This is a genomic window from Tardiphaga sp. vice154 (assembly GCF_007018645.1).
Taxonomy (GTDB): domain Bacteria; phylum Pseudomonadota; class Alphaproteobacteria; order Rhizobiales; family Xanthobacteraceae; genus Tardiphaga.
This window is the reverse complement of record NZ_CP041399.1, coordinates 425,312-446,099: the sequence shown is the minus strand read 5'-3', so window position 1 is coordinate 446,099 and position 20,788 is coordinate 425,312. Positions and strand designations below refer to the sequence as shown.

Genomic DNA, 20,788 nt, shown 5'->3' with positions numbered 1-20,788 from the left:
CCGCACGAAAGTCGCACATGGAACGGCTGCACTGGCCAACGTCCGCCGACTTCGCCATATAGGCAAGGTAACATCGGGACCTGACATGAGCGCGCTGGCTAACCACAGCTTTGCCAAGATGAACGGTATCGGCAACGAGATCGTCGTCATCGACCTGCGCGACGGCGCCGCCGGCATCGCGCCGGACGACGCCCGCACGGTCGCAGCCATCGTGCCCTATGACCAGTTGATGGTGCTGCAGAGACCGGGCCTGGCCGGCACCGAGGCCTTCGTCCGGATCTACAACAATGACGGCTCGGAAGCGGGCGCCTGCGGCAATGGCATGCGCTGCGTGGCGCAGCGGGTGTTTGCCGGCAGCGGCAAGGATGCGCTGACCTTCGAGACCCGCGCCGGGCTGATCAATTGCTGGCCCGGCCCGTCGCCGGACACCTTCACCGTGGACATGGGCGCGCCGAAATTCGGCTGGCAGGATATCCCGCTGGCGGAGGAGTTTCGCGACACCCGCGGCATCGAGCTGCAGATCGGCCCGATCGACGCGCCGGTCTTGCACACGCCCTCGGTGGTCTCGATGGGCAATCCGCATGCAATCTTCTGGGTCGACGACATCGAGGCCTATGATCTCAGCCGCTTCGGGCCGCTGCTGGAGAACCACCCGATCTTCCCGGAGCGCGCCAACATCACGCTGGCCCATGTCGTGGACCGCGATCATATCGTTATGCGAACCTGGGAACGCGGCGTCGGCCTGACCCGCGCCTGCGGCTCCGCCGCCTGCGCCACCGCGGTCGCCGCCGCCCGCCTGCGCCGCACGGGCCGCCTCGTCCACATGACGCTGCCCGGCGGAAAGCTCACCATCGACTGGCGCGAACGCGACGACCATGTGCTGATGACCGGGCCTGCCGAGCTGGAATATGAGGGCCGGCTCGATCCGAAGCTGTTCGGAGCGGCGGTTTAAGCGCGCGAAAGGCCCTACCCGTTTGTGGCACGCTGCGGCTACCTCTCGCCCTTGTCGCAACTAAAGATAGTGATACCTTTCCCCCGGCTGCAGCCGCCATTGGGCCAGCGCAACGGGAGGACGAAGATGCCGCCGGAAATTACGGTCGATTTCATCAACCGAAGCACCGACACCGGAAATAGCCAGGTCGTGCTTTTTGAAACGGCGGAGGGGCCACCGCGGCACACGCTGCGTTTCCATAACCGGAGCGGCAGGACCCAGACCTTCGTATGTTTCCAGCCCACGGAGCACAATTCCGCGAACGGCTATCCCATCGCATGGTTCGCCATGCCCGTGGCCAGCGGCGTCCAGGTCAATTTCAGATGGCAGCCGACCTTCGACCTGGTCTGGATGGAGACTGGCAAACTTGCGCCGGGCATTCAGGCGATGGCGTCCCAGGTCATCCCGGCATCGCTCGGCAGCAGCAACATGGCCTATCTCAGCTATATCGACGAAGCCTTTGCCTTCCATAATCAGGGGCCGGGCGATCCGCCGGCCGACCTGATCATCCGCACCGACACCACCATCCCGCAAAACACCGTCAGCGTCGGGATCGGAATGGCGGGAGCACCGACCCAGGTTCTTCAGACGCAGGCCAATCTGAACACTGTCTTCACCGCCGTTCCGAACTACTGGGTGGCGATTGCAGATGTGGTGCAAGGCGAGGTGCTGGACGAATCGGAATTGGCCGCCAAGGCGCCGGTAGTGTTTCCGCCCAACGTCACGGCGATGACCGCGACCCTCGATGCGGATCAGAAGTTTGTCGTGCAGCAGGGACTTGTGGTCTGAACCTCCGGTCGCCGCGCCCGGGTCGCTTACTCCCCGTTCCAGCCACAGATCCGCAGCCGCGCGTGCAGATGCGGCGGCGCCGGGGCCACAACCCGGATCGGATCCTTGTTGCGCGAGATCGGGATCACGATCTCCCGGGCGTGCAGATGTAGCGTCGGCTCGCCGAAGCGCGGGCCGGAACCGTAGATATTGTCGCCGACGATCGGCCAGCCCGACGCCGAACTGTGCACCCGCAACTGGTGGGTCCGGCCGGTCACCGGTTCCAGCGCCATCCAGACCAGGCCCTCGCCCCGCCCCAACACCCGGAAATTGGTCACCGCCTTCAACCCCTCGGCGTCCGGCTTCATCCACCAGCCCCGCTCGGCATTCAGCCGGCCGAGCGGCATGTCGATGGTGCCCTCGTCCTCGGCCGGACCGCCCTCGACCACCGCCCAATAGGTCTTGGAAATCCGGCTGTGCTTGAACAAAAGGCCAAGCGAGGCCGTGGCCTTGCGATGGCGGCCCAGCACCAGGCAGCCGGACGTGTCGCGGTCGAGCCTGTGCGCCAGCACCGGGGCGCGCGGCAGGCCGTAGCGCAGGAATTCGAACGCGGTTTCCAGATTGGCGCCGCCCTTGGGGCCGCGGTGCACCGGCAGACCGGCCGGCTTGTCGATCACCAGCATCAAGCCGTCACGGTGCAGCACCCGGGACAGGATCTCGGCCTCGGTCAGTTCGACCGCATCGGTGCGCGGCAGCCGGGCTTCGGGCTCGATGTCGTCGTTGATATCGTCGTGGCTTTCGTTCATGGCGCGAAACGGCTAACACAGCCCCGACATGAACGACACTCCCGAAACGCCGAAACTGAGCTGGTGGCGGCGGCTCTCCAGCGGATTGAAACGTACCTCGAGCTCGCTGGGGACCGCGGTCGCCGACCTCGTCACCAAGCGCAAGCTCGACCGCGCCATGCTCGAGGACATCGAGGATGTGCTGCTGCGCGCCGATCTGGGCACCGAGGTTGCGGCGCGGATCGCCGCCGCGGTCGGCCATGGCCGCTACGACAAGGCGATCTCCGCCGACGACGTGAAGGCCGTGGTGGCCAGCGAAGTCGAGAAGGTGCTGTCCGCCGTCGCCAGGCCGCTGGTCATCGACGCCGCGCAAAAGCCCTTCGTAATCCTGGTGGTCGGCGTCAACGGGTCCGGTAAGACGACCACGATCGGCAAACTCACGCAGAAATTCAAATCCGAGGGCCGTAGCGTGATGCTCGCCGCCGGCGACACGTTTCGCGCCGCGGCCATCGAGCAGCTCAAGGTCTGGGGCGAGCGCAACAAGGTGCCGGTGATCGCGGGCGCCCAGGGCTCGGATTCGGCGAGTCTCGCCTTCACCGCCGTCACCGAAGCGCGCGCTGCCAAGACCGACGTGCTGCTGATCGACACCGCCGGCCGCTTGCAGAACAAGTCCGAGCTGATGATCGAGCTGGAAAAGGTCGTGCGCGTCATCAAGAAGGTCGATACCTCCGCGCCGCATGCGGTGCTGCTGGTGCTGGACGCCACGGTGGGACAAAACGCGCTGTCGCAGGTCGAGGTGTTTCATCGTATGGCTGGCGTCACGGGCCTCGTGATGACGAAGCTCGACGGCACCGCGCGCGGCGGCATCCTGGTCGCGCTGGCGGAGAAGTTCAAACTGCCGGTGCATTTCATCGGCGTCGGCGAGGGGATCGACGATCTCGCGCCGTTCACCGCACGGGATTTCGCGCAGGCGATTGCGGGAATCGACAATTGAATCGAGAGCTGAGATGACCGAGATCCTCGACAGGAAACAGCCACACCCGCTGTTCAAGTTCGCCACCGAACTCGGGCCGCTGCTGGTCTTCTTCGTCGCCAACGCCAAGGCCAATCTGTTCGTCGCCACCGGCGCCTTCATGGTGGCGGTGATCATCGCGATGGTGGCATCCTATGTGGTGACGAAGCACGTACCGATGATGGCGATCGTCACGGCCGTCGTGGTCATCGTGTTCGGCTCGCTGACGCTGTTGCTGCACGACGAGACCTTCATCAAGATGAAGCCGACCATCGTCTATGCGCTGTTCGCCGCGACCCTTGGCGGCGGGCTTTTGTTCGGCCGCTCTTTCATCGCCATCATGTTCGACCAGGTATTCAATTTGACGCCGCAGGGCTGGCGCGTGCTGACGTTGCGCTGGGCGCTGTGGTTTGCCGCGATGGCTGTTCTCAACGAGCTGATCTGGCGCACCCAGACCACCGAGTTCTGGGTCGCCTTCAAGGTGTTCGGCATGGTGCCGCTGACCATGATCTTTGCGCTGACTCAGATGCCGCTGGTCAAGCGCCACGCGCTGGCACCGGTGTCGCTGGAAAAAAGCGCTGCCGACGAAGGCGAAGTGACGAAGTAAAAACGCACCGGCGCGACTGCGCCGATGCGTCTGTCTTCATGCGATCAAGGGGTCGCTCAGCTCTTCTGCTTGGCGATCACCTTGTCCTTGATGCCTTCATAGGTCTTTTCCGGCACGATCTTCTTCTGCACCAGCTCGTCCTTGCCCTTGTAGGGACGGCCCTTCACGATCGCCGCGGAATAGGCCTTGCCGATGCCCGGCAGCGTTTCCAGCGACTCGATGCTGGCGGAGTTGAGATCGAGCAGTTCGGCCTTCGGCGCCGGCGCCATCTTGGATTCGGTGGCAGGTGCCATCTTGCCAGGCGCGGCGGGGGCCATCTTGGTGGCAGGCGCCGCGGGCTGCGCGGTCTGAGCCATCGAGGGCGAGGCGGCGAGCAGGCCAAGGGTGAGTGCAGCGGCGGTGAGTGAAGCAATCGAGAAATGACGCATCGAAATGTCCCTCCAAGGACGGTTTAAGTAACGATGCAAGCTAGCTGTCGATTCATGGCGGACGCAAGGCGCGAAAATGAACGGCAGCTAAAGGCGGAAGTTTATTTAGCTGTCATTCCGGGGCGCGAGCGACGCCAGTTGCGAGCGAACCTCAGCTACTCCAGTAGGAGTGGCGGGAAATCTCGAAATGTCCAGCGCAAAACACTTCGGGATTCCGGGTCTGCATCAGCCGGCTACGCCGTCTGCTGCATCCCGGAATGACAGTGTTGGATCGCTCGCCCTCGCCGGGCCGGGACGACGCCGGGTTTAACTTCCCTTGTTCAGCGCCTTCTCGATCTCGACCTTCAGCACGCTGTCGAAATTCGCCGCCGTCACGCCGCCGACCAGTCTGTAGCTGATGCGGCCGTCGCGGCCGACGACGAAGGTCTCGGGCACGCCGTAGACGCCCCAGTCGATCGAGGCGCGGCCGTTGCCGTCGACGCCGACGATGCCGAACGGGTTACCGTAGCGGCCGAGGAAGCGGCGCGCATTGTCGGCGCCGTCCTTGTAGTTGATGCCGACGATCTGGAGGCGCTTGTCCTGCGCCAGCGTCATGAATAGCGGCGCCTCGTCGTGGCACGGCACGCACCACGACGCCCAGACGTTGACGACGCTGACGCGGCCCATGAACAGCGCGGGATCGAGCCCCGGCACCGGCGCGCCATTCGCCGTCAGGCCTTCGAGCGCCGGCAGCGCGGTGGCCGGCGCCGGGCGGCCGATCAGCGCGGAGGGCAGCCTGGCGGGATCGCCGGCGCCGAGCTTGAACCAGAACAGAGCGGCGACCACGGCAAAGCCGAGCAGCGGCAGCGCCATCAGCAGCGGGCGGCGTTTGGGGGCTGCGGTGTCGCTCATGATACGTCCGTGGCGCTGCGGCCGGAGCGGCGGCTGACGCCGGAGGCCTCGAGCTGATGCAGCCTGGCCTTGACGCGGCGATGGTCGATCGCGATCCAGACGATCAGGATCGCAATCACGGCCGCAACCAGCGCGTAGGACGTCACGATGAAGCTGGCATAGGGACCGAGGCTCATCATGGCAGCGCCGGTCGCTGGCTGGCCTGCAGCATCTGCAGCGAGCGCACGCGGCGGCGCAGGATCTCGTTACGCATCGCGGCCAGATGCAGCGTCAGGAACAGCAGCGAGAACGCCACCCCCATCACCAGCAGCGGATAGAGAAACGACTTGTCGAGCGACGAGCCCCCCATCTTCAGCACCGAGGCCGGCTGGTGCAGCGTATTCCACCAGTCGACCGAGAATTTGATGATCGGGATGTTGATGGCGCCGACCAGCGTCAGCACGGCTGCGGCGCGCGCCGCGCGCGACGGATCCTCTACCGCGCGCCACAGCGCGATCAGGCCGAGATACATCAGGAACAGGATCAGCATCGAGGTCAGCCGCGCGTCCCATTCCCAATAGGTGCCCCACATCGGCCGGCCCCATAGCGAGCCGGTAACCAAGGCCAGAAAGGTGAAGGCGGCGCCGATCGGGGCTGCGGCCTTGGCGGCGACGTCGGCCAGCGGATGCCGCCACACCAGCGTGCCCAGCGACGCCACGCTCATCGCGCCCCAGACGAACATCGCCAGCCAGGCGTTGGGGACGTGGACGAACATGATCTTGACGGTGGCGCCCTGCTGATAATCGTCCGGCACCATCGCCGACTGGTACAGGCCGATCGCCAGCAGCAGCGCGGTCAGTCCCGCCAGCCACGGCAGCACGCGCGTGGTCAGCGACAGGAACCGGGTAGGATTGGCGAGTTCACTTAAGCTCATGGCACTTCCAATAATCGCCGCGGCGGCTGCAGGCAATGCGACTGGCATAGCATCGTGCGGCCATGCGGAGAGTTGATCGGGCGCAACACCGGTCAATCCAGTCCGTGGCGCAGGCTGGCGGCGGCGGCGAACGGGCCGATCACCAGGCTCGCCAGCGACAGCGCGCACAGGATCGAGAACGGCGTGCCGAACGACAATTGTCCGGCGTCGATGGCGGCATTCGCCGCGGCGACGCCGAAAATCAGCACCGGGATCGACAGCGGCAGCACCAGAACGGCGAGCAGCAGTCCGCCGCGCTGCAGCGAAACCGCGAGTGCTGCGCCGATCATGCCGGTGAAGGTCAGCGCCGGGGTGCCGGCCAGCAGCGTCAACGCCACGGCCAGCGTGGCAGTGCCGTCGAGATTGAGCAGCAGGCCGAGCACCGGGGTGGCGACGATCAGCGGCAGGCCGGCGGCGATCCAGTGCGCGAAGGCCTTGGCGGCGCAGGTCAATTCCAGCGGCGTCCGGCTCATCAGGATGAGGTCGAGCGAGCCGTCGTCCTGGTCGGCCATGAACAGCCGGTCGAGCGTCAGGAGGCTGGCCAGCAGCGCGCCGATCCACAGGATCGCCGGCCCCAGCCGCGCCAGCAGCGCGAGATCCGGGCCGAGCGCGAACGGCATCAGCACGACCACGGTGAGGAAGAACAGCACCCCGATCAAAGCGCCCCCGCCGACCCGCATGGCAATGCGGATGTCGCGGCGAATCAGCGCGCCGAGGGCGGTCATGAGGGGCGCCCCCTTCTTCCTTCTCCCCTTGTGGGAGAAGGTGGCGCGGCCGCAGGCCGCGTCGGATGAGGGGTAGCTAGGCGACGTCGGTTGCGGCACCCCTCACCCGTCTCGAACATGCTCCGCATGTTCGATCCACCCTCTCCCACAAGGGGAGAGGGAAGGAAGAAGGCCGGTCGAGTTGCCAACATTCGCCCCCTCACGACGCTCCCCCGATGCGCAATTCCCGCGCGTCGATCCCGAGCGGCGCGTGGGTCGCAGCTATAATCATGCCGCCGCGGCCGAGATGCGCGGTCATCAGGCCGGCAAACACCCGCTGGCTGGCCAGGTCCAGCGCTGAGGTCGGCTCGTCGAGCAGCCAGATCGGGCGGTGCACGGCGAGAAGCCGCGCGATCGACAGCCGGCGGCGCTGGCCGGCGGAGAGAAAGCCTGCCGGCAGCGCGGCGGCGTGGCTCAACCCCACCGCGGCAATGGCTTCGGCGGGATCGCCCGGCGTACCACCAAAGAACTCCGCCCAGAAAATGAGATTTTCCGTCACCGTCAGCGCCGGCTTCATGGCGTCGCGGTGGCCGAGATAATGCGCCTGCTCGGGCAGGGTCAGCTCGGCATCGCCGCCGGTGAGCGCGACCGTACCGCCCTCCATCGCCAGGAGGCCGGCGATCAGCCGCAGCAGCGACGTTTTGCCCGCCCCGTTGGGGCCGACCACGGCCAGCGCCTCGCCGCCCTCGGCGTCGAAATCGAGCCCGGCGAACACCTCGCGGCCGCCCCGCACACATCGCAAACCGCGTCCCGAGAGCCGCATCCTTGTCCTTTCACGGCCCTCTGCTAGGTGAAGGGCGCGTTGCCACGTTGCCTGATACCGCATTGCTGCGAAACGATTGTCGGTGTGGCGGCGCCTCTAGAAAGATTCTATAAGCCGGAACTTGATGCAGCACACAATCGAGACCCGCAAGCCACTCAGGCTGCCCTGCTGCGGTGTATTGATACCTTTTACCGGGTATCCTGTAACGAAGAATTGGGACCGCTCCATATGACCTCGCTCGACAGCTTCAAATGCCAGACGACCCTCAAGGTCGGCGACAAGACCTATGTCTATTACAGCCTGCCTCTGGCCGAAAAGAACGGCCTGGCCGGCATTTCGAAGCTGCCCTATTCGATGAAGGTTCTGCTGGAGAACCTGCTGCGCTTCGAGGACAACCGCACCGTCAAGAAGGCCGACATCGAAGCCGTCGCGGAATGGCTGAAGACCCGCAAGCTCGAGCACGAGGTCTCGTTCCGCCCGGCACGCGTGCTGATGCAGGATTTCACGGGGGTCCCCGCCGTGGTCGATCTCGCCGCGATGCGCAACGCGATGCAGGCGCTCGGCGGCGACGCCGAGAAGATCAACCCGCTGGTCCCGGTAGATCTGGTCATCGACCACAGCGTGATCGTGAATTTCTTCGGCAACAACGAAGCCTTCGGCAAGAACGTCGCCGAGGAATACAAGCAGAACCAGGAGCGCTACGAGTTCCTGAAATGGGGCCAGAAGGCATTTTCGAACTTCTCGGTCGTCCCCCCCGGCACCGGCATCTGCCACCAGGTCAATCTCGAATACCTCGCCCAGACGGTCTGGACCCGCGTCCAGGAAATGACCGTCGACGGCAAGCCCGGCTCCTATGAAGTCGCCTACCCCGACACGCTGGTCGGCACCGATTCGCACACCACCATGGTCAACGGCCTCGCCGTGCTCGGCTGGGGCGTCGGCGGCATCGAGGCGGAAGCCGCGATGCTCGGCCAGCCGCAGTCGATGCTGCTGCCGGAAGTGATCGGCTTCAAGCTCGATGGCGCGCTGAACGAAGGCGTCACCGCCACCGACCTCGTGCTCACCGTCACCCAGATGCTGCGCAAGCAGGGCGTGGTCGGCAAGTTCGTCGAATTCTACGGCCCCGGCCTCGATGTCATGTCGGTCGCCGACAAGGCCACGATCGGCAACATGGCACCGGAATACGGCGCCACCTGCGGCTTCTTCCCGGTCGATGCCTCGACCCTGGAATACCTCACCACCTCCGGCCGCAAGCCCGAGCGCGTGGCCCTCGTCGAGGCCTATGCCAAGGCGCAGGGCCTGTACCGCACCGCCGGTTCGGAAGATCCGGTGTTCACCGCGACCCTGTCGCTCAACCTCGGCGACGTCGTCCCCTCGATGGCCGGCCCGAAGCGTCCCGAAGGCCGCGTCGCGCTGCCCGCCATTGCGGAGGGTTTTGAGGCCGCGATGACGGCCGAATACAAGAAGGCCACCGACCACGGTATGCGTTTCAAGGTCGACGGCCGCGATTTCGACCTCGGCCATGGCGACGTGGCGATCGCCGCGATCACCTCCTGCACGAACACCTCGAACCCCTCGGTGCTGATCGGCGCCGGCCTGCTGGCCCGCAACGCGGTCGCCAAGGGCCTGACCTCGAAGCCGTGGGTGAAGACCTCGCTGGCGCCGGGCTCTCAGGTCGTCGGCGAATATCTCGCCAATTCCGGCCTGCAGAAGGACCTCGACAAGATCGGCTTCAACCTGATCGGTTTCGGCTGCACCACCTGCATCGGCAATTCCGGCCCGCTGCCGGAGGAGATCTCGAAGTCGATCAACGACAACGGCATCATCGCCGCCGCCGTGCTGTCGGGTAACCGCAACTTCGAAGGCCGCGTCTCGCCGGACGTGCAGGCGAACTATCTGGCCTCGCCACCGCTGGTGGTCGCCTATGCGCTGGCCGGCTCCGTGACCAAGAACCTGGCAGTCGAGCCGATCGGCGAAGGCACCGACGGCCCGGTCTATCTCAAGGACATCTGGCCGACGACGCAGGAGATCAACTCCTACATGAAGGAATTCGTCACCGCGGAGATCTTCAAGAAGAAGTACGCCGACGTGTTCAAGGGCGACGTCAACTGGCAGGGCATCGAGACCGTCGAGAGCGAGACCTATGCCTGGAACATGGCATCGACCTACGTGCAGAACCCGCCCTACTTCGAAGGCATGAAGATCGAGCCGGAGCCGATCGTCGACGTCGTCGATGCACGGATCCTCGCGATGTTCGGCGACAAGATCACCACCGACCACATCTCGCCGGCCGGCGCGATCAAGCTGACCTCGCCCGCCGGCAAGTACCTGTCGGAGCATCAGGTGCGCCCGGCCGACTTCAACCAGTACGGCACGCGGCGCGGCAATCACCAGGTCATGATGCGCGGCACCTTCGCCAATATCCGCATCAAGAACTTCATGCTGCAGGGCGCTGACGGCAACGTGCCGGAAGGCGGCATGACCAAGCACTGGCCGGACGGCGAGCAGATGCCGATCTACGATGCCGCCATGAAGTATCAGGCCGAGAAGGTGCCATTGGTGGTGTTCGCCGGTGCCGAATACGGCAATGGCTCGTCGCGCGACTGGGCGGCCAAGGGCACCCGCCTGCTCGGCGTCCGCGCCGTGATCACCGAGAGCTTCGAGCGCATCCATCGTTCCAACCTCGTCGGCATGGGCATCCTGCCGCTGACCTTCGAGACCGGCACGACCTGGAAGTCGCTCGGCCTCAAGGGCGACGAGACGGTGTCGATCCGCGGGCTTCAGGGAGATTTGAAGCCGCGCCAGAAGCTGATCGCCGAAATCACGTCGGCGGACGGCACCAAGCGGGAAGTTTCGCTGCTGTGCCGCATCGATACGCTCGACGAGCTCGAATATTATCGCAATGGCGGCATCCTGCAGTACGTGCTGCGGCAGCTCGTCGCCTGAGGCGTTTGATCTGGATCATGCGACGTCGCGCCTCACTGCGAAGTGAGTGGTGAGTGAACGGAAGGCGGCCTATCACAAGGCCGCCTTCCGGCGTTTAGGGCATCTGTACAAGTGGCACTTCCGTATCGAGACACCGTCTGTTACGTGTCGCTATTAAAGCGTGGCAAACCAATGAAAACCTCTCATGGCATTACCCGATGGACGGGCGCAGCCAGCGTCTGCCTCGCTTTTGCTATGAGCGGTGTCGCACACAGCCAGCCCATTGCTGTCGTCGAACTGTTCACCTCGCAGGGCTGTTCGTCGTGCCCGCCAGCCGACAAGATCATCGGCGATCTCGCCCGCGATAGCCGCGTGATCGCGCTCAGCATGCCGATCGACTACTGGGACTATCTCGGCTGGAAGGACACGCTGGCAGATTCCCGCTTCAGCGCGCGGCAGAAATCCTACTCGAACATGCGCGGCGACCGCGACGTCTATACGCCGCAGGTCATCGTCAACGGCACACGGCAGGTGATCGGCAGCGACCGCGGCAAGATCGACATGGCCATCGACGAGACGCGCAAGGGCGCGGTGATGTCGGTGCCGGTGTCGCTGACGGTCTCGGGCAAGCAGGTCAACGTGGCCGTCTCCGCCTCCGAGAAGAGCCCTCACGCCGCGCGTGGCGAGGTCTGGATCTGTTCGGTATCGAAAGCGGTGCCGATCGCCATCGGCCGCGGCGAAAATCGCGGCCAGGCGCTGACCTACTACAATGTGGTGCGTAACTGGCTGAAGGTCGGTGACTGGACCGGAACGGCGGCGACCTGGACCGTGCCGCTGGAGAACATCAGCCGCGACGGCGTCGATGCCGCGGTGGTCTATCTCCAGGACGGCACGCGCGACCATCCCGGCGCCATGCTCGGGGCAACGATGACGTCGCTGCCGTAGCAGCTTGTCGTTCCGGGATGCGGCAGACGACCAAGCCGTCTGACGGAGACCTCAGCCTCTCCAATTGGAGTGGCGGGGAACCTCGATGCGTTCACCCACTTTCCGGGATCGAGCTGTCGATCGAAAACTCGGGGTTCCGGGTTCGCTCGCGCTGGCGCGCTCTCGCCCCGGAATGACAGACACTACTATCCCAAAAGAAAAGGGCCAACTTGCGTTGGCCCAGTGGGATAACCCTGCGCAGGCCCGATCCTTACAACCCCGGGGGGCTGGGGGCTGAGGAATCCAGGATCGAAAGAACCGGGCCCGACGCAGTATCTGTTTTTCGCAACCCGAAAAGGCTGCGGCTGGGCGGAAATCTGGCGGCAATAAGATTTGCCTAACGATCCCGTGACAGCAGGTTTCCACCGGTCAGTCATGCAACGCATCGCGCCCCTTGCAGCCTGCGCCCGACGGGGCGATCATGTGGAATATGTGACAGGAGGCGCTGCATGAGTTCGATCCCAGGGGATAGCGATCCCGGCGAGAACCGCGGGGCGGAGCGCAGTGCGACCGTCTCCGCCGTCACCTTCAACCGCATCGAACTGAACCGAATCCTGAATCTGTATGGCCGCATGGTCGCCAACGGCGAATGGCGCGACTATGCGATCGACTTCTTGAAGGACCGCGCGGTGTTCTCGGTATTCCGCCGCGCCTCCGAAGTGCCTATCTACCGGATCGAGAAAGACCCTCGGCTGGCGCGGAAGCAGGGCATCTACAGTGTGATCTCCGCCAGCGGCCAGATTTTGCGTCGCGGCCATGAGCTTGACCGCGTGCTGCTGGTGATCGACCGCAAGCTGGCGGTGGTCTAGCCGCCGGCAGCCGGATCGGCTGTCGGCAACGTTCGGCCGCCACCGCCGATCGCGCGCTGCATCATCACGACGTCGAGCCAACGACCGAATTTGTAACCGACATCGGGATGCAATCCGATCATCTGGAAACCGGTTTTGGTATGGACGCCGATCGAGCCCGCGTTCGCGGAATCGCCGATCACGGCGATGATCTGCCGGAAACCCAGTCTCTCGCAATCCTCGATAAGCCGCTGCAGCAGTTCCGTGCCGACGCCGCGGCGGTGACTGTCCGGCGCGAGATAAATCGCATTCTCCACGGTGAAGCGATAGGCCGGGCGGGTCCGATAAAGTGACGCATAGGAATAGCCGACCACCCGGCCCCCCAGCAGCGCCACGAGATAGGGAAAGCCGGCGGAAGTGATCTCGTTGAAGCGGCGCGTCATCTCGGCTGCGTCCGGCGGGTCCAGCTCGAAGGTCGCGGTGCCGTGCAGCACGGCTTCGCGGTAGATCGCGGTGATGGCGGGCAGGTCGGCCGATGTGGCGGGGCGGATTTGGGGTTCTGACATACCGCCGAAGGTAGAATCTTTTTACGCGAAGGCAAATCGCGGATTTACGCGAACGCTCTTCGTCCCTCTCCCCCGCGCGAAGCTTCGCTTCGCTAGGTGGGAGAGGGTGGATCGAACCGCGAAGCGGTTCGAGACGGGTGAGGGGTAGCCTCAAACGCCGTTGCCCAGAGCCCCCTCATCCGACGCCGACTTCGTCGGCGCCACCTTCTCCCACAAGGGGAGAAGGAAGGAAAAAAGCAAAGAAAAAGCCCCGGCTTTCGGCCGGGGCTTCGATCTCTTGGAGCAACCGGTAGGTTACTCTTTCTGTCCGAGCAGCTGCAGCAGCAGCGTGAACAGGTTGATGAAGTTCAGGTACAGCGACAGCGCACCGGTGATCGCCGCACGTTCGGCGACGTCGCCACCCTGCGAGGCGTAGCCGTAGATGTAGTCGTTCTTCAGGCGCTGGGTATCGTAGGCGGTGAGGCCCGCGAAGATCAGCACGCCGACCACCGAGACGATGAACTGCAGCATCGAGGAGGCCACGAACATGTTGACCACGCTCGCGATGATGATGCCGAACAGGCCCATGATCAGGAACGAACCCATGCCCGTCATGTCACGCTTGGTGGTGTAGCCGTACAGGCTCAGCGCACCGAACGAGGCGGCGGTGATGAAGAACACCCGGGTGATCGAGGTGTGCGTGTACACCAGGAAGATCGACGACAGCGAGATGCCCATCAGGGCCGCGAAAGCCCAGAACATCAACTGCGCTGTCGCCGGCTTTAGCCGGTTGATGCCGAACGAGATGGCGAACACCATCGCGAGCGGCGCCAGGATGAAAACCCACTTCAGGGGGCTGACGAACATCGTGTAGCCGAAAGGCGTCAGGAACGAGTTGCCGATCTTGGCCGCGGCACCCGACGGGTCGGTGGTCACGGCTGCCATGTACACGCCGAGCGCGGCCAGACCGGTGATGGCCAGGCCGATCGACATGTAATTGTAGATGCGCAGCATGTAGGAGCGCAGGCCGGCATCGACCGCAGCGGTGTCACGCGCAGCGGCCTGGCCGAAAGGAGAAGCATAGTTTCGGTCGAAGTCCGACATGGTCGAAGTCCTGTGTTGTCCGACTGGCCGCAAAGGGTTTGCGCCGTCGGTGCGAATTTATCCCAGATCCGGTGCCCTGAGCCATTAAATCGATGTCACGATCAATGGCTGTTGCGCCGGTCGTCTGACCCAGAGGGTATTTGGTAAACTAACACATTCCGTGCAAGCTTCCATGCGTGGCGGAATGTCGCCCCACCCCTGCATGTCCGTGCGCTTTGGTAAATCTCGCGCAACTGCTTTTGCCGGGATTTCCGGATCTGGCGCTATTCGTGCCAAATCGGGTCACAAATTGCGCAATACGGTCGCCGGCTTCTGATTCAGTGCGACAAGGGTACCTGCCAGGCCCAGCCCCACTGTGACAATTAGCGCGGCCAGCACGACGCCCAGCGCGCTGACGGCCTGCCATTCGAAGCCCAGCGTCATCAGTCTTGTGACGATCAGCCAGGCCGCGACCGATCCGGCGAGCACGCCGAACACGGCGGTGGCCAGGCCGATCATCAGATATTCCAGCGCATAGGCGCCAAGCAGCCGGGCGCGGGTGGCGCCCAGCGTCTTGAGAATCACGGCGTCATAGACGCGGTGGCGATGCCCGGCGGCGAGCGCCCCGCCCAGCACCAGAATGGCGGACAGCAGCGTGACCGCGCTGGCGCCGCGAATCGCCAGAACGAGGTTGGTAACGACGCCGCCGATGGTATCGAGCGCCTCGCGAACGCGGACGCTGGTGACCATTGGAAACGCGTCCGCCACCGCCTTGACCAGCGGGGCATCCTGGGTCGGATCTGGATGTGCCTCGGTCAGGGTGGCGATATGGGTGTGCGGCGCGCCGCGGAAGGTGTTGGGCGAGAACACCAGCACGAAATTGATGCCCAGGCTCTGCCAGTCCACCGTCCGCATATTGGCGATCTTGGCCGAGATGTCGCGGCCGAGCACGTTGACGACGACGACGTCGCCGATCTTCAGCCCGAGCCCGTCGGCGAGCTTCTTCTCGAACGAGACTAAAGGCGGGCCGGCATAATCCGGCGCCCACCAGTCGCCTTCGACCAGCTTGGAGCCCTTCGGCACCTCGTTGGTGTAGCTGAGGCCGCGGTCACTCTGCAGCACCCATTCGGCATCAGACGACGGTTTCAGGTCCTCGGCCTTGACGCCGCGCGCCGAAACGATCCGGCCGCGCAGCATCGGCACGTCCTCGACGGTCGATTGCGGCGCCTTTTCCTTCAGGAACGCGCCGAAGCGGTCGGCCTCGGTGGAGGGGATGTCGATGAAGTAGAACGACGGCGCCTTCTCAGGCAACGCGGCCATGAACTGGCGGCGCAGATTACCGTCGATCTGGGTGATGGTCACCAGCACGGTAAGGCCGAGCCCGAGCGACATCACCACCGACGGTGTCAGCGCCCCCGGCCGGTAGACGTTAGCGAGCGCCAGCCGCAGCATGGTGGCCGTCGGCCGCGGTAGGCGCCGAGCGAACGCCATCATCACCGAGGCAATGCCGCGCAGCAGCGCGAAGATCACCATCGACGACACCACGAACACCGCCGCGACGCGCTTGTCGTAGGCCAGGCCGATCACCACCGCTACCAGCAGCACGATTACCAGGCCCATCCAGAGGAGATAGATCCGCTTGGGACGGTGGACTTCGCCGGACACCTCGTCGCGAAACAGGGCCGCGACCGGCACGTCATGGACCCGCGCCAGCGGCCACAGCCCGAACGCCAGCGCCGTCAGCAGGCCGTAGACCAGCGACAGCGCCAGTTCGCCGGGATGCAGCGACGCCACGATCGGCAGCGGCAGCAATTTGCCGAACAGGCCGACGATCGCAAACGGCAGGCCGGCGCCGAGCAGCAGCCCGATCAGCGAGCCGATCGCAGCCAGCACCAGCACCTGGGTGAGATAGATCGCGAACACGTCGCGGCCGGTGGCGCCGAGCGCCTTCAGCGCGGCGATGACGTCGCGGCGGCGATCGATATGGCTCTTCACCGCGTTGGCGACGCCGACGCCGCCGACCAGCAGCGAGGCAAGGCCGACCAGAGTCAGGAACTGGGTGAAGCGGGTGATGGTGCGCTCGAGCTGCGGCGACGCATTATCGCGGGTACGGATTTCCCAGCCGGCCTGCGGCAGGGCCTTGCGCGATGCATCGGCGAGCGCGCCGGCGGCACGGTCATCGGCCGCGCCATCCGGCAATCGCACGCGATAGATCCAGCGCACCAGGCTGCCCGGCTGCAGCAATTGCGTCGCCCGCAGCGCGTCCTCACTGGCGAGAAAACGCGGCGCGAAGCCGACGGCGCCGGACAGCTTGTCCGGCTCGGACGAGATCACGCTGCGGATCTGGAAGGTTGCTGAGCCCACCGTGACGTGGTCGCCGAGCTTGAGGTCGAGCCGCGCCATCAGCGTCGTATCGGTCGCCGCGCCAAAGACACCGTCGCGTTCAGCGACGAGATCGCGCACCGCCATGTCCGGCGCCATCGTGACCTGGCCCAGCATCGGATAGGAATCGTCGATGGCCTTGATCTCGACCAGCGCCAGATTTCCGTCCGCAGCCTTGGCCATGCCGCGCAGCGACGCCGCCACGGACACCTGGCCGCGCGAGCGCAGGAAGGCGAGTTCGTCGGGGCTGGCCTCGCGCTGCATCAGCGAGAACGCCGCGTCGCCGCCGAGCAGCGTGCGGCCCTCGCGCGCCAGGCCTTCGCTCAGCGACGCCGCCACCGAGCCGACGCCGGCGATCGCCATCACGCCGAGCGCGATGCAGGCAATAAATACGTAGAAGCCGCGCAAGCCGCTGCGCATCTCGCGCAAGGCGTAACGCAGCGCCAGCGACGGGCCGCGGCTGGCCGGGATGGTGTCAGAAATTGTCGTCATCAGGCAGTTTCGATGCGGCCGGAGCGCAGCCGCACCACGCGGTCGCATTTATGCGCCAGCGCGGTATCATGCGTGACCAGCACCAGCGTCATGCCGCGGCTGGCGTGCTGCGCGAACAGAAGATCGACAATCTGGCTGCCGGTGGTCTCGTCGAGATTGCCGGTCGGCTCGTCGGCGACCAGGATCGCCGGATCCGGCGCCAGCGCGCGCGCCAAAGCGACGCGCTGCTGCTCGCCGCCGGACAATTGCGTGGGGTAGTGATGCAGCCGGTGGCCGAGCCCGACGGCTTCCAGTTCCTGCGTCGCCCGCGCCATGGCGTCCGTGCGGCCGGCCAGTTCGAGCGGCACCGCGACGTTCTCCAGCGCGGTCATGGTCGGGATCAGATGAAAGCTCTGGAACACGATGCCGACATGCCGACCACGAAACCGTGCGAGACCGTCCTCGTCCAGTGCATTGAAAGAGGTGCCGTTGACCACCACCTCTCCGCTATCAGGACGTTCCAGCCCCGCCATCACCATCAGCAGCGTCGATTTGCCGGAACCCGACGGGCCGATCAGCCCGATGGCTTCGCCGGATCCGACGCGCAGGCTGATATCCCGCAGGATATGCACGCGTGCGGCGCCGGTGCCGAGCGACAGGTTGACGTTCGAAATGGCAATGGTGTCCGGGCTCAGCCCGGCCGATGATGAGGTCTCGATGAAAGTATCCATGCAGGCTTCATATGGCACTTGGCGACGAAGGGTCGAGGGGCTGTCGTGCACATTTGCGTGGCTGATCGCCGCCGGGCTGGTCCTGTCGGCCCCGATCGCGCCCGCCGCGGCACAGGATGCCGCAGCCAAACCGGTCAGGCTGGTGGTGCTGGGCGACTCGCTGAGCGCGGGCTACGGACTGCCGGCCAATGCGGCGTTTCCGGTCCGGCTGCAGGCCGCACTCAAGGACAAGGGCACCGCGGTCGAGGTCATCAATGCCGGGGTGTCCGGCGATACCACCTCGAGTGGGCTCGGCCGGCTCGACTGGTCGGTTCCGGACGGCACAAAGGGGGTGATCCTGGAGCTCGGCGCCAACGACGCGCTGCGCGGCATCGACCCGAAAGTGCCGCGCGAGGCGTTGAGCGAGATCATCCGGCGGCTGCAGGCGCGCAAGATCGCGGTGCTGCTGGCCGGCATGGTCGCACCGCCGAATTACGGCGCCGACTATGCGCAGAAGTTCAATTCGATCTATCCGGATCTGGCGAAGCAGTTCGGCGTGCCGCTGTATCCGTTCTTCCTCGAAGGCGTCGCCGGCAATACGAAGCTGGCGCTGCCCGACGGCATGCACCCGACCACCGAAGGCATCGACATCGTGGTGAAGAACATCCTGCCCAGCGTCGAGGCATTCATCGGTTCGATCCCTAAGCAACCCGGTTGAAATTGCGGCGCCGGCAACCTTAACATGAAGTTTTCCCGGAGCATTTTCCCGTTCCGGGCGTCGAATGCTTCGCGCTGTCACTGAACTACGCTAGAAATTTATATCGGTGATTCGTCACCGGCCCTGTTGTCAGGACATGATCTTCGCCGAGCAGCGCACGCGCTGTTCGGCGAAGATCGGGTCCTTGCAGTGAGGAGCTTTCAATGCCGCGTTTGTTCACCGGACTGGAAATACCGGCCGAGATTGGCCAGACCCTTTCCCACTTGCGTGGGGGCCTCCCCGGCGCCCGCTGGGTCGATCCCGAAAACTATCACGTCACCCTTCGCTTCATCGGCGACATCGACGGCGTCTCCGCCAACGAGATCGCGTCCTTGCTGGACCGCGTCAACCGCAAGCCGTTCGAGGTGGCGCTGCAGGGGCTGTCGAGCTTCGGCGGCAAGAAGCCGCGCGCCGTCGTCGCCCAGGTGGTGCCGAGCCGGCCGCTGATCGAGTTGCAGGCCGAGCTGGAGCGCCTGGTGCGCCGTGTCGGGCTCGATCCGGAGGGGCGCAAATTTATCCCGCATGTGACGCTGGCCTGGCTGCGCGACGCCTCCAACCAGGACGTCGCCGACTATCTGTCGATGCGCGGCTATTTCCCGACCAAGACCTTCAAGGCGCAACGCTTCGTGCTGTATTCCTCGCGCGCCTCGACCGGCGGCGGGCCCTATGTGGTCGAGGATGCCTATGCGCTGAGCGCGTAGCGCTCTTCCTTTCCCTCTCCCCCAGCGCCGCGGGAGAGGGTGCCTGATCGCAGCGAAGGCAGGAGAGGAAAAGAAGGCGCATATCGGCCCTCCCGATTTCGCACCTTGCATTTTGCGCCCGCGTGGGGCCGTTAGACGCCATGTCATCTGCCCCGCCCCTGTCTTTTCGCCAGCAATACCAATCCCTCGTCGCTTCCGGCACGATCGAAGCCGATCCGGCCCAGGCGCGCGCCGTGGAGGCGATCGCGCAACTCGACGCCGTGCTGTCGGCCTACCGGCCGCCGCGCAAGCAGGGCTTCCTCAGCCGGCTGTTCGCCGACAAGAAGAACGGTGCCCCGCCGCGCGGGCTCTACGTGTTCGGCGAGGTCGGCCGCGGCAAGACCATGCTGATGGACCTGTTCTTCGACGCCAGCCCGGTCGAGCACAAAAAGCGCTGGCATTTCCATGAATTCATGGCCGAGGTGCATGAGCGCATCTACGGCTTCCGCCAGCAGGTCGCGAAGGGCGAACTGCCCGATGGCGACGTCATCGCGCTGACCGCCAACTCGATCTTCGAGGAAGCCTGGCTTTTGTGCTTCGACGAATTCCACGTCACCGACATCGCGGATGCGATGATCCTCGGCCGGCTGTTCTCGCGGCTGTTCGAACAGGGCACCGTGGTGTTCGCGACCTCCAATGTCGAGCCGGTCAATCTCTACAAGGGCGGGCTGAACCGCGCGCTGTTCCTGCCCTTCATCAAGCAGATCGAGCACCACATGGCGGTGATGCGGCTGGATTCGCGCACCGACTTCCGGCTGGAAAAGCTGGCCGGGCTGAAGACCTGGCTGGTGCCGGCCGACCAGGCGGCCGAGCGCGCGCTTGATGCGGCTTTTACAAAGATTGCCGGCGGCGCGGGCCGACCGCGCGACATTTCGATCAAGGGCCGCACGCTGCACATCCCCTGCGAGGCGCATGGCGTCGCGCGGTTTTCCTTCGCGGATCTCTGCGAGAAGCCGCTCGGCGCCTCCGACTATCTGCGGCTGGCGCATGATTATCACACGCTGGTCATCGACCGGATTCCGATGATGGATTATGGCGACCGCAACGCCGCCAAGCGCTTCATCGCGCTGATCGATACTTTGTACGACAACGCGGTGAAGCTGATGGCCTCGGCCGCCGGCGAGCCGCACGCGCTGTACAAGGCCAGCGAAGGTTTCGAGGCGATGGAGTTTGACCGGACCGCTTCGCGATTGTTCGAGATGGGCTCGGAAACCTATCTGGCGCTGCCCCATGGCCGCAGCGACTCGACCGCCGGCGGGGCATCGACCGGGCTGGTGGAGACGTAACGCTCCGGCATCTCCCTGTCGTCCCCGCGAACGCGGGAACGACAGCCGTAAACGCCGGTGCGGCCGCCCGCGCCCCGGAATGACAGGGGGGGGCGCAATCCAATTTTGCAATGCAGCCCGTCGCCCGACATTTGCTCCCGCCGCGACTTGAACGGT

At 65.0% G+C, this 20,788-nt stretch carries 21 protein-coding genes; 10 read left to right on the top strand and 11 right to left on the bottom strand.

The genetic code is table 11. From position 1 onward, the window contains the following. Positions 1-85: 85 nt before the first annotated feature. Together dapF and FIU28_RS02010 are read left to right on the top strand one after the other, a co-directional pair. Complete coding sequence (gene dapF / locus FIU28_RS02015; RefSeq protein WP_143571428.1) at positions 86-952, top strand: diaminopimelate epimerase; 867 nt, start codon at positions 86-88, stop codon at positions 950-952. Positions 953-1,078: 126 nt separating this feature from the next. Continuing rightward, the gene (locus FIU28_RS02010; RefSeq protein WP_143571427.1) at positions 1,079-1,780 is read left to right on the top strand and encodes a hypothetical protein; all 702 of its coding nucleotides are present in this window, start codon (positions 1,079-1,081) and stop codon (positions 1,778-1,780) included. A 26-nt stretch (positions 1,781-1,806) separates the two neighbouring features. Here the strand turns inward: FIU28_RS02010 and FIU28_RS02005 are convergent, their stop codons facing one another. Then, on the bottom strand, positions 1,807-2,565 hold the full coding sequence (locus FIU28_RS02005; RefSeq protein WP_168202838.1) for a pseudouridine synthase family protein: 759 nt from the start codon (positions 2,563-2,565) through the stop codon (positions 1,807-1,809). A 28-nt stretch (positions 2,566-2,593) separates the two neighbouring features. Between FIU28_RS02005 and ftsY the strand changes: the two genes are divergently transcribed. Together ftsY and FIU28_RS01995 are read left to right on the top strand one after the other, a co-directional pair. Continuing rightward, complete coding sequence (gene ftsY / locus FIU28_RS02000) at positions 2,594-3,538, top strand: signal recognition particle-docking protein FtsY (protein ID WP_143571426.1); 945 nt, start codon at positions 2,594-2,596, stop codon at positions 3,536-3,538. Positions 3,539-3,551: 13 nt separating this feature from the next. After that, complete coding sequence (locus FIU28_RS01995) at positions 3,552-4,163, top strand: septation protein A (RefSeq protein ID WP_143571425.1); 612 nt, start codon at positions 3,552-3,554, stop codon at positions 4,161-4,163. Between the two features lie 56 nt (positions 4,164-4,219). Here the strand turns inward: FIU28_RS01995 and FIU28_RS01990 are convergent, their stop codons facing one another. From FIU28_RS01990 to ccmA, 6 genes are all read right to left on the bottom strand, one after another. Further along, on the bottom strand, positions 4,220-4,591 hold the full coding sequence (locus FIU28_RS01990) for a ComEA family DNA-binding protein (RefSeq protein WP_143571424.1): 372 nt from the start codon (positions 4,589-4,591) through the stop codon (positions 4,220-4,222). A gap of 306 nt (positions 4,592-4,897) precedes the next feature. Beyond that, complete coding sequence (locus FIU28_RS01985) at positions 4,898-5,482, bottom strand: DsbE family thiol:disulfide interchange protein (RefSeq protein ID WP_143571423.1); 585 nt, start codon at positions 5,480-5,482, stop codon at positions 4,898-4,900. Then, positions 5,479-5,658, bottom strand: coding sequence for a heme exporter protein CcmD (ccmD, locus tag FIU28_RS01980; protein WP_143575993.1), 180 nt, complete (start codon positions 5,656-5,658; stop codon positions 5,479-5,481). Before ccmD ends, FIU28_RS01985 begins: the two co-directional genes overlap by 4 nt. After that, positions 5,658-6,395 (bottom strand): heme ABC transporter permease, encoded by a 738-nt coding sequence (locus FIU28_RS01975; protein WP_143571422.1) that lies wholly within the window; start codon positions 6,393-6,395, stop codon positions 5,658-5,660. The genes ccmD and FIU28_RS01975 overlap by 1 nt, the downstream gene beginning before the upstream one ends. A gap of 92 nt (positions 6,396-6,487) precedes the next feature. Next, positions 6,488-7,159, bottom strand: a complete 672-nt coding sequence (ccmB, locus tag FIU28_RS01970) for a heme exporter protein CcmB (protein WP_143571421.1) — start codon at positions 7,157-7,159, stop codon at positions 6,488-6,490. A 199-nt stretch (positions 7,160-7,358) separates the two neighbouring features. Then, a complete protein-coding gene (gene ccmA / locus FIU28_RS01965; protein ID WP_143571420.1) occupies positions 7,359-7,961 on the bottom strand; it encodes a heme ABC exporter ATP-binding protein CcmA in 603 nt (200 codons plus the stop codon). 228 nt (positions 7,962-8,189) lie between these two features. Between ccmA and acnA the strand changes: the two genes are divergently transcribed. From acnA to FIU28_RS01950, 3 genes are all read left to right on the top strand, one after another. Continuing rightward, entirely contained in the window at positions 8,190-10,907 is a 2,718-nt protein-coding gene (gene acnA / locus FIU28_RS01960; RefSeq protein WP_143571419.1) for an aconitate hydratase AcnA, read from the top strand. 171 nt (positions 10,908-11,078) lie between these two features. Beyond that, positions 11,079-11,831 (top strand): DUF1223 domain-containing protein, encoded by a 753-nt coding sequence (locus FIU28_RS01955; RefSeq protein WP_143571418.1) that lies wholly within the window; start codon positions 11,079-11,081, stop codon positions 11,829-11,831. A 488-nt stretch (positions 11,832-12,319) separates the two neighbouring features. Beyond that, positions 12,320-12,679, top strand: coding sequence for a DUF2794 domain-containing protein (locus tag FIU28_RS01950; RefSeq protein ID WP_143571417.1), 360 nt, complete (start codon positions 12,320-12,322; stop codon positions 12,677-12,679). Here the strand turns inward: FIU28_RS01950 and FIU28_RS01945 are convergent. The 4 genes from FIU28_RS01945 to FIU28_RS01930 all read right to left on the bottom strand — a co-directional run bounded on the left by FIU28_RS01945 (position 12,676) and on the right by FIU28_RS01930 (position 17,870). After that, entirely contained in the window at positions 12,676-13,224 is a 549-nt protein-coding gene (locus FIU28_RS01945) for a GNAT family N-acetyltransferase (RefSeq protein ID WP_143571416.1), read from the bottom strand. The two genes, FIU28_RS01950 and FIU28_RS01945, sit on opposite strands and share 4 nt — an antisense overlap. 294 nt (positions 13,225-13,518) lie before the next feature. Then, on the bottom strand, positions 13,519-14,307 hold the full coding sequence (locus FIU28_RS01940) for a Bax inhibitor-1/YccA family protein (RefSeq protein WP_143571415.1): 789 nt from the start codon (positions 14,305-14,307) through the stop codon (positions 13,519-13,521). Positions 14,308-14,589: 282 nt separating this feature from the next. Continuing rightward, the gene (locus tag FIU28_RS01935) at positions 14,590-17,160 is read right to left on the bottom strand and encodes an ABC transporter permease (RefSeq protein ID WP_143571414.1); all 2,571 of its coding nucleotides are present in this window, start codon (positions 17,158-17,160) and stop codon (positions 14,590-14,592) included. After that, positions 17,160-17,870: an ABC transporter ATP-binding protein gene (locus FIU28_RS01930; protein WP_143571413.1), complete on the bottom strand. Its 711-nt coding sequence runs from the start codon at positions 17,868-17,870 to the stop codon at positions 17,160-17,162. The genes FIU28_RS01935 and FIU28_RS01930 overlap by 1 nt, the downstream gene beginning before the upstream one ends. On the opposite strand from FIU28_RS01930, the gene FIU28_RS01925 reads away from it, so the two are divergent. The 3 genes from FIU28_RS01925 (at position 17,869) to zapE (ending at position 20,632) form a co-directional block, all read left to right on the top strand. Beyond that, a complete protein-coding gene (locus FIU28_RS01925; protein ID WP_143571412.1) occupies positions 17,869-18,567 on the top strand; it encodes an arylesterase in 699 nt (232 codons plus the stop codon). The two genes, FIU28_RS01930 and FIU28_RS01925, sit on opposite strands and share 2 nt — an antisense overlap. 203 nt (positions 18,568-18,770) lie before the next feature. Continuing rightward, the gene (gene thpR, locus FIU28_RS01920) at positions 18,771-19,307 is read left to right on the top strand and encodes an RNA 2',3'-cyclic phosphodiesterase (RefSeq protein WP_143571411.1); all 537 of its coding nucleotides are present in this window, start codon (positions 18,771-18,773) and stop codon (positions 19,305-19,307) included. 140 nt (positions 19,308-19,447) lie between these two features. After that, positions 19,448-20,632, top strand: coding sequence for a cell division protein ZapE (gene zapE, locus FIU28_RS01915; RefSeq protein ID WP_143571410.1), 1,185 nt, complete (start codon positions 19,448-19,450; stop codon positions 20,630-20,632). The last annotated feature ends 156 nt before the right edge of the window (positions 20,633-20,788 follow it).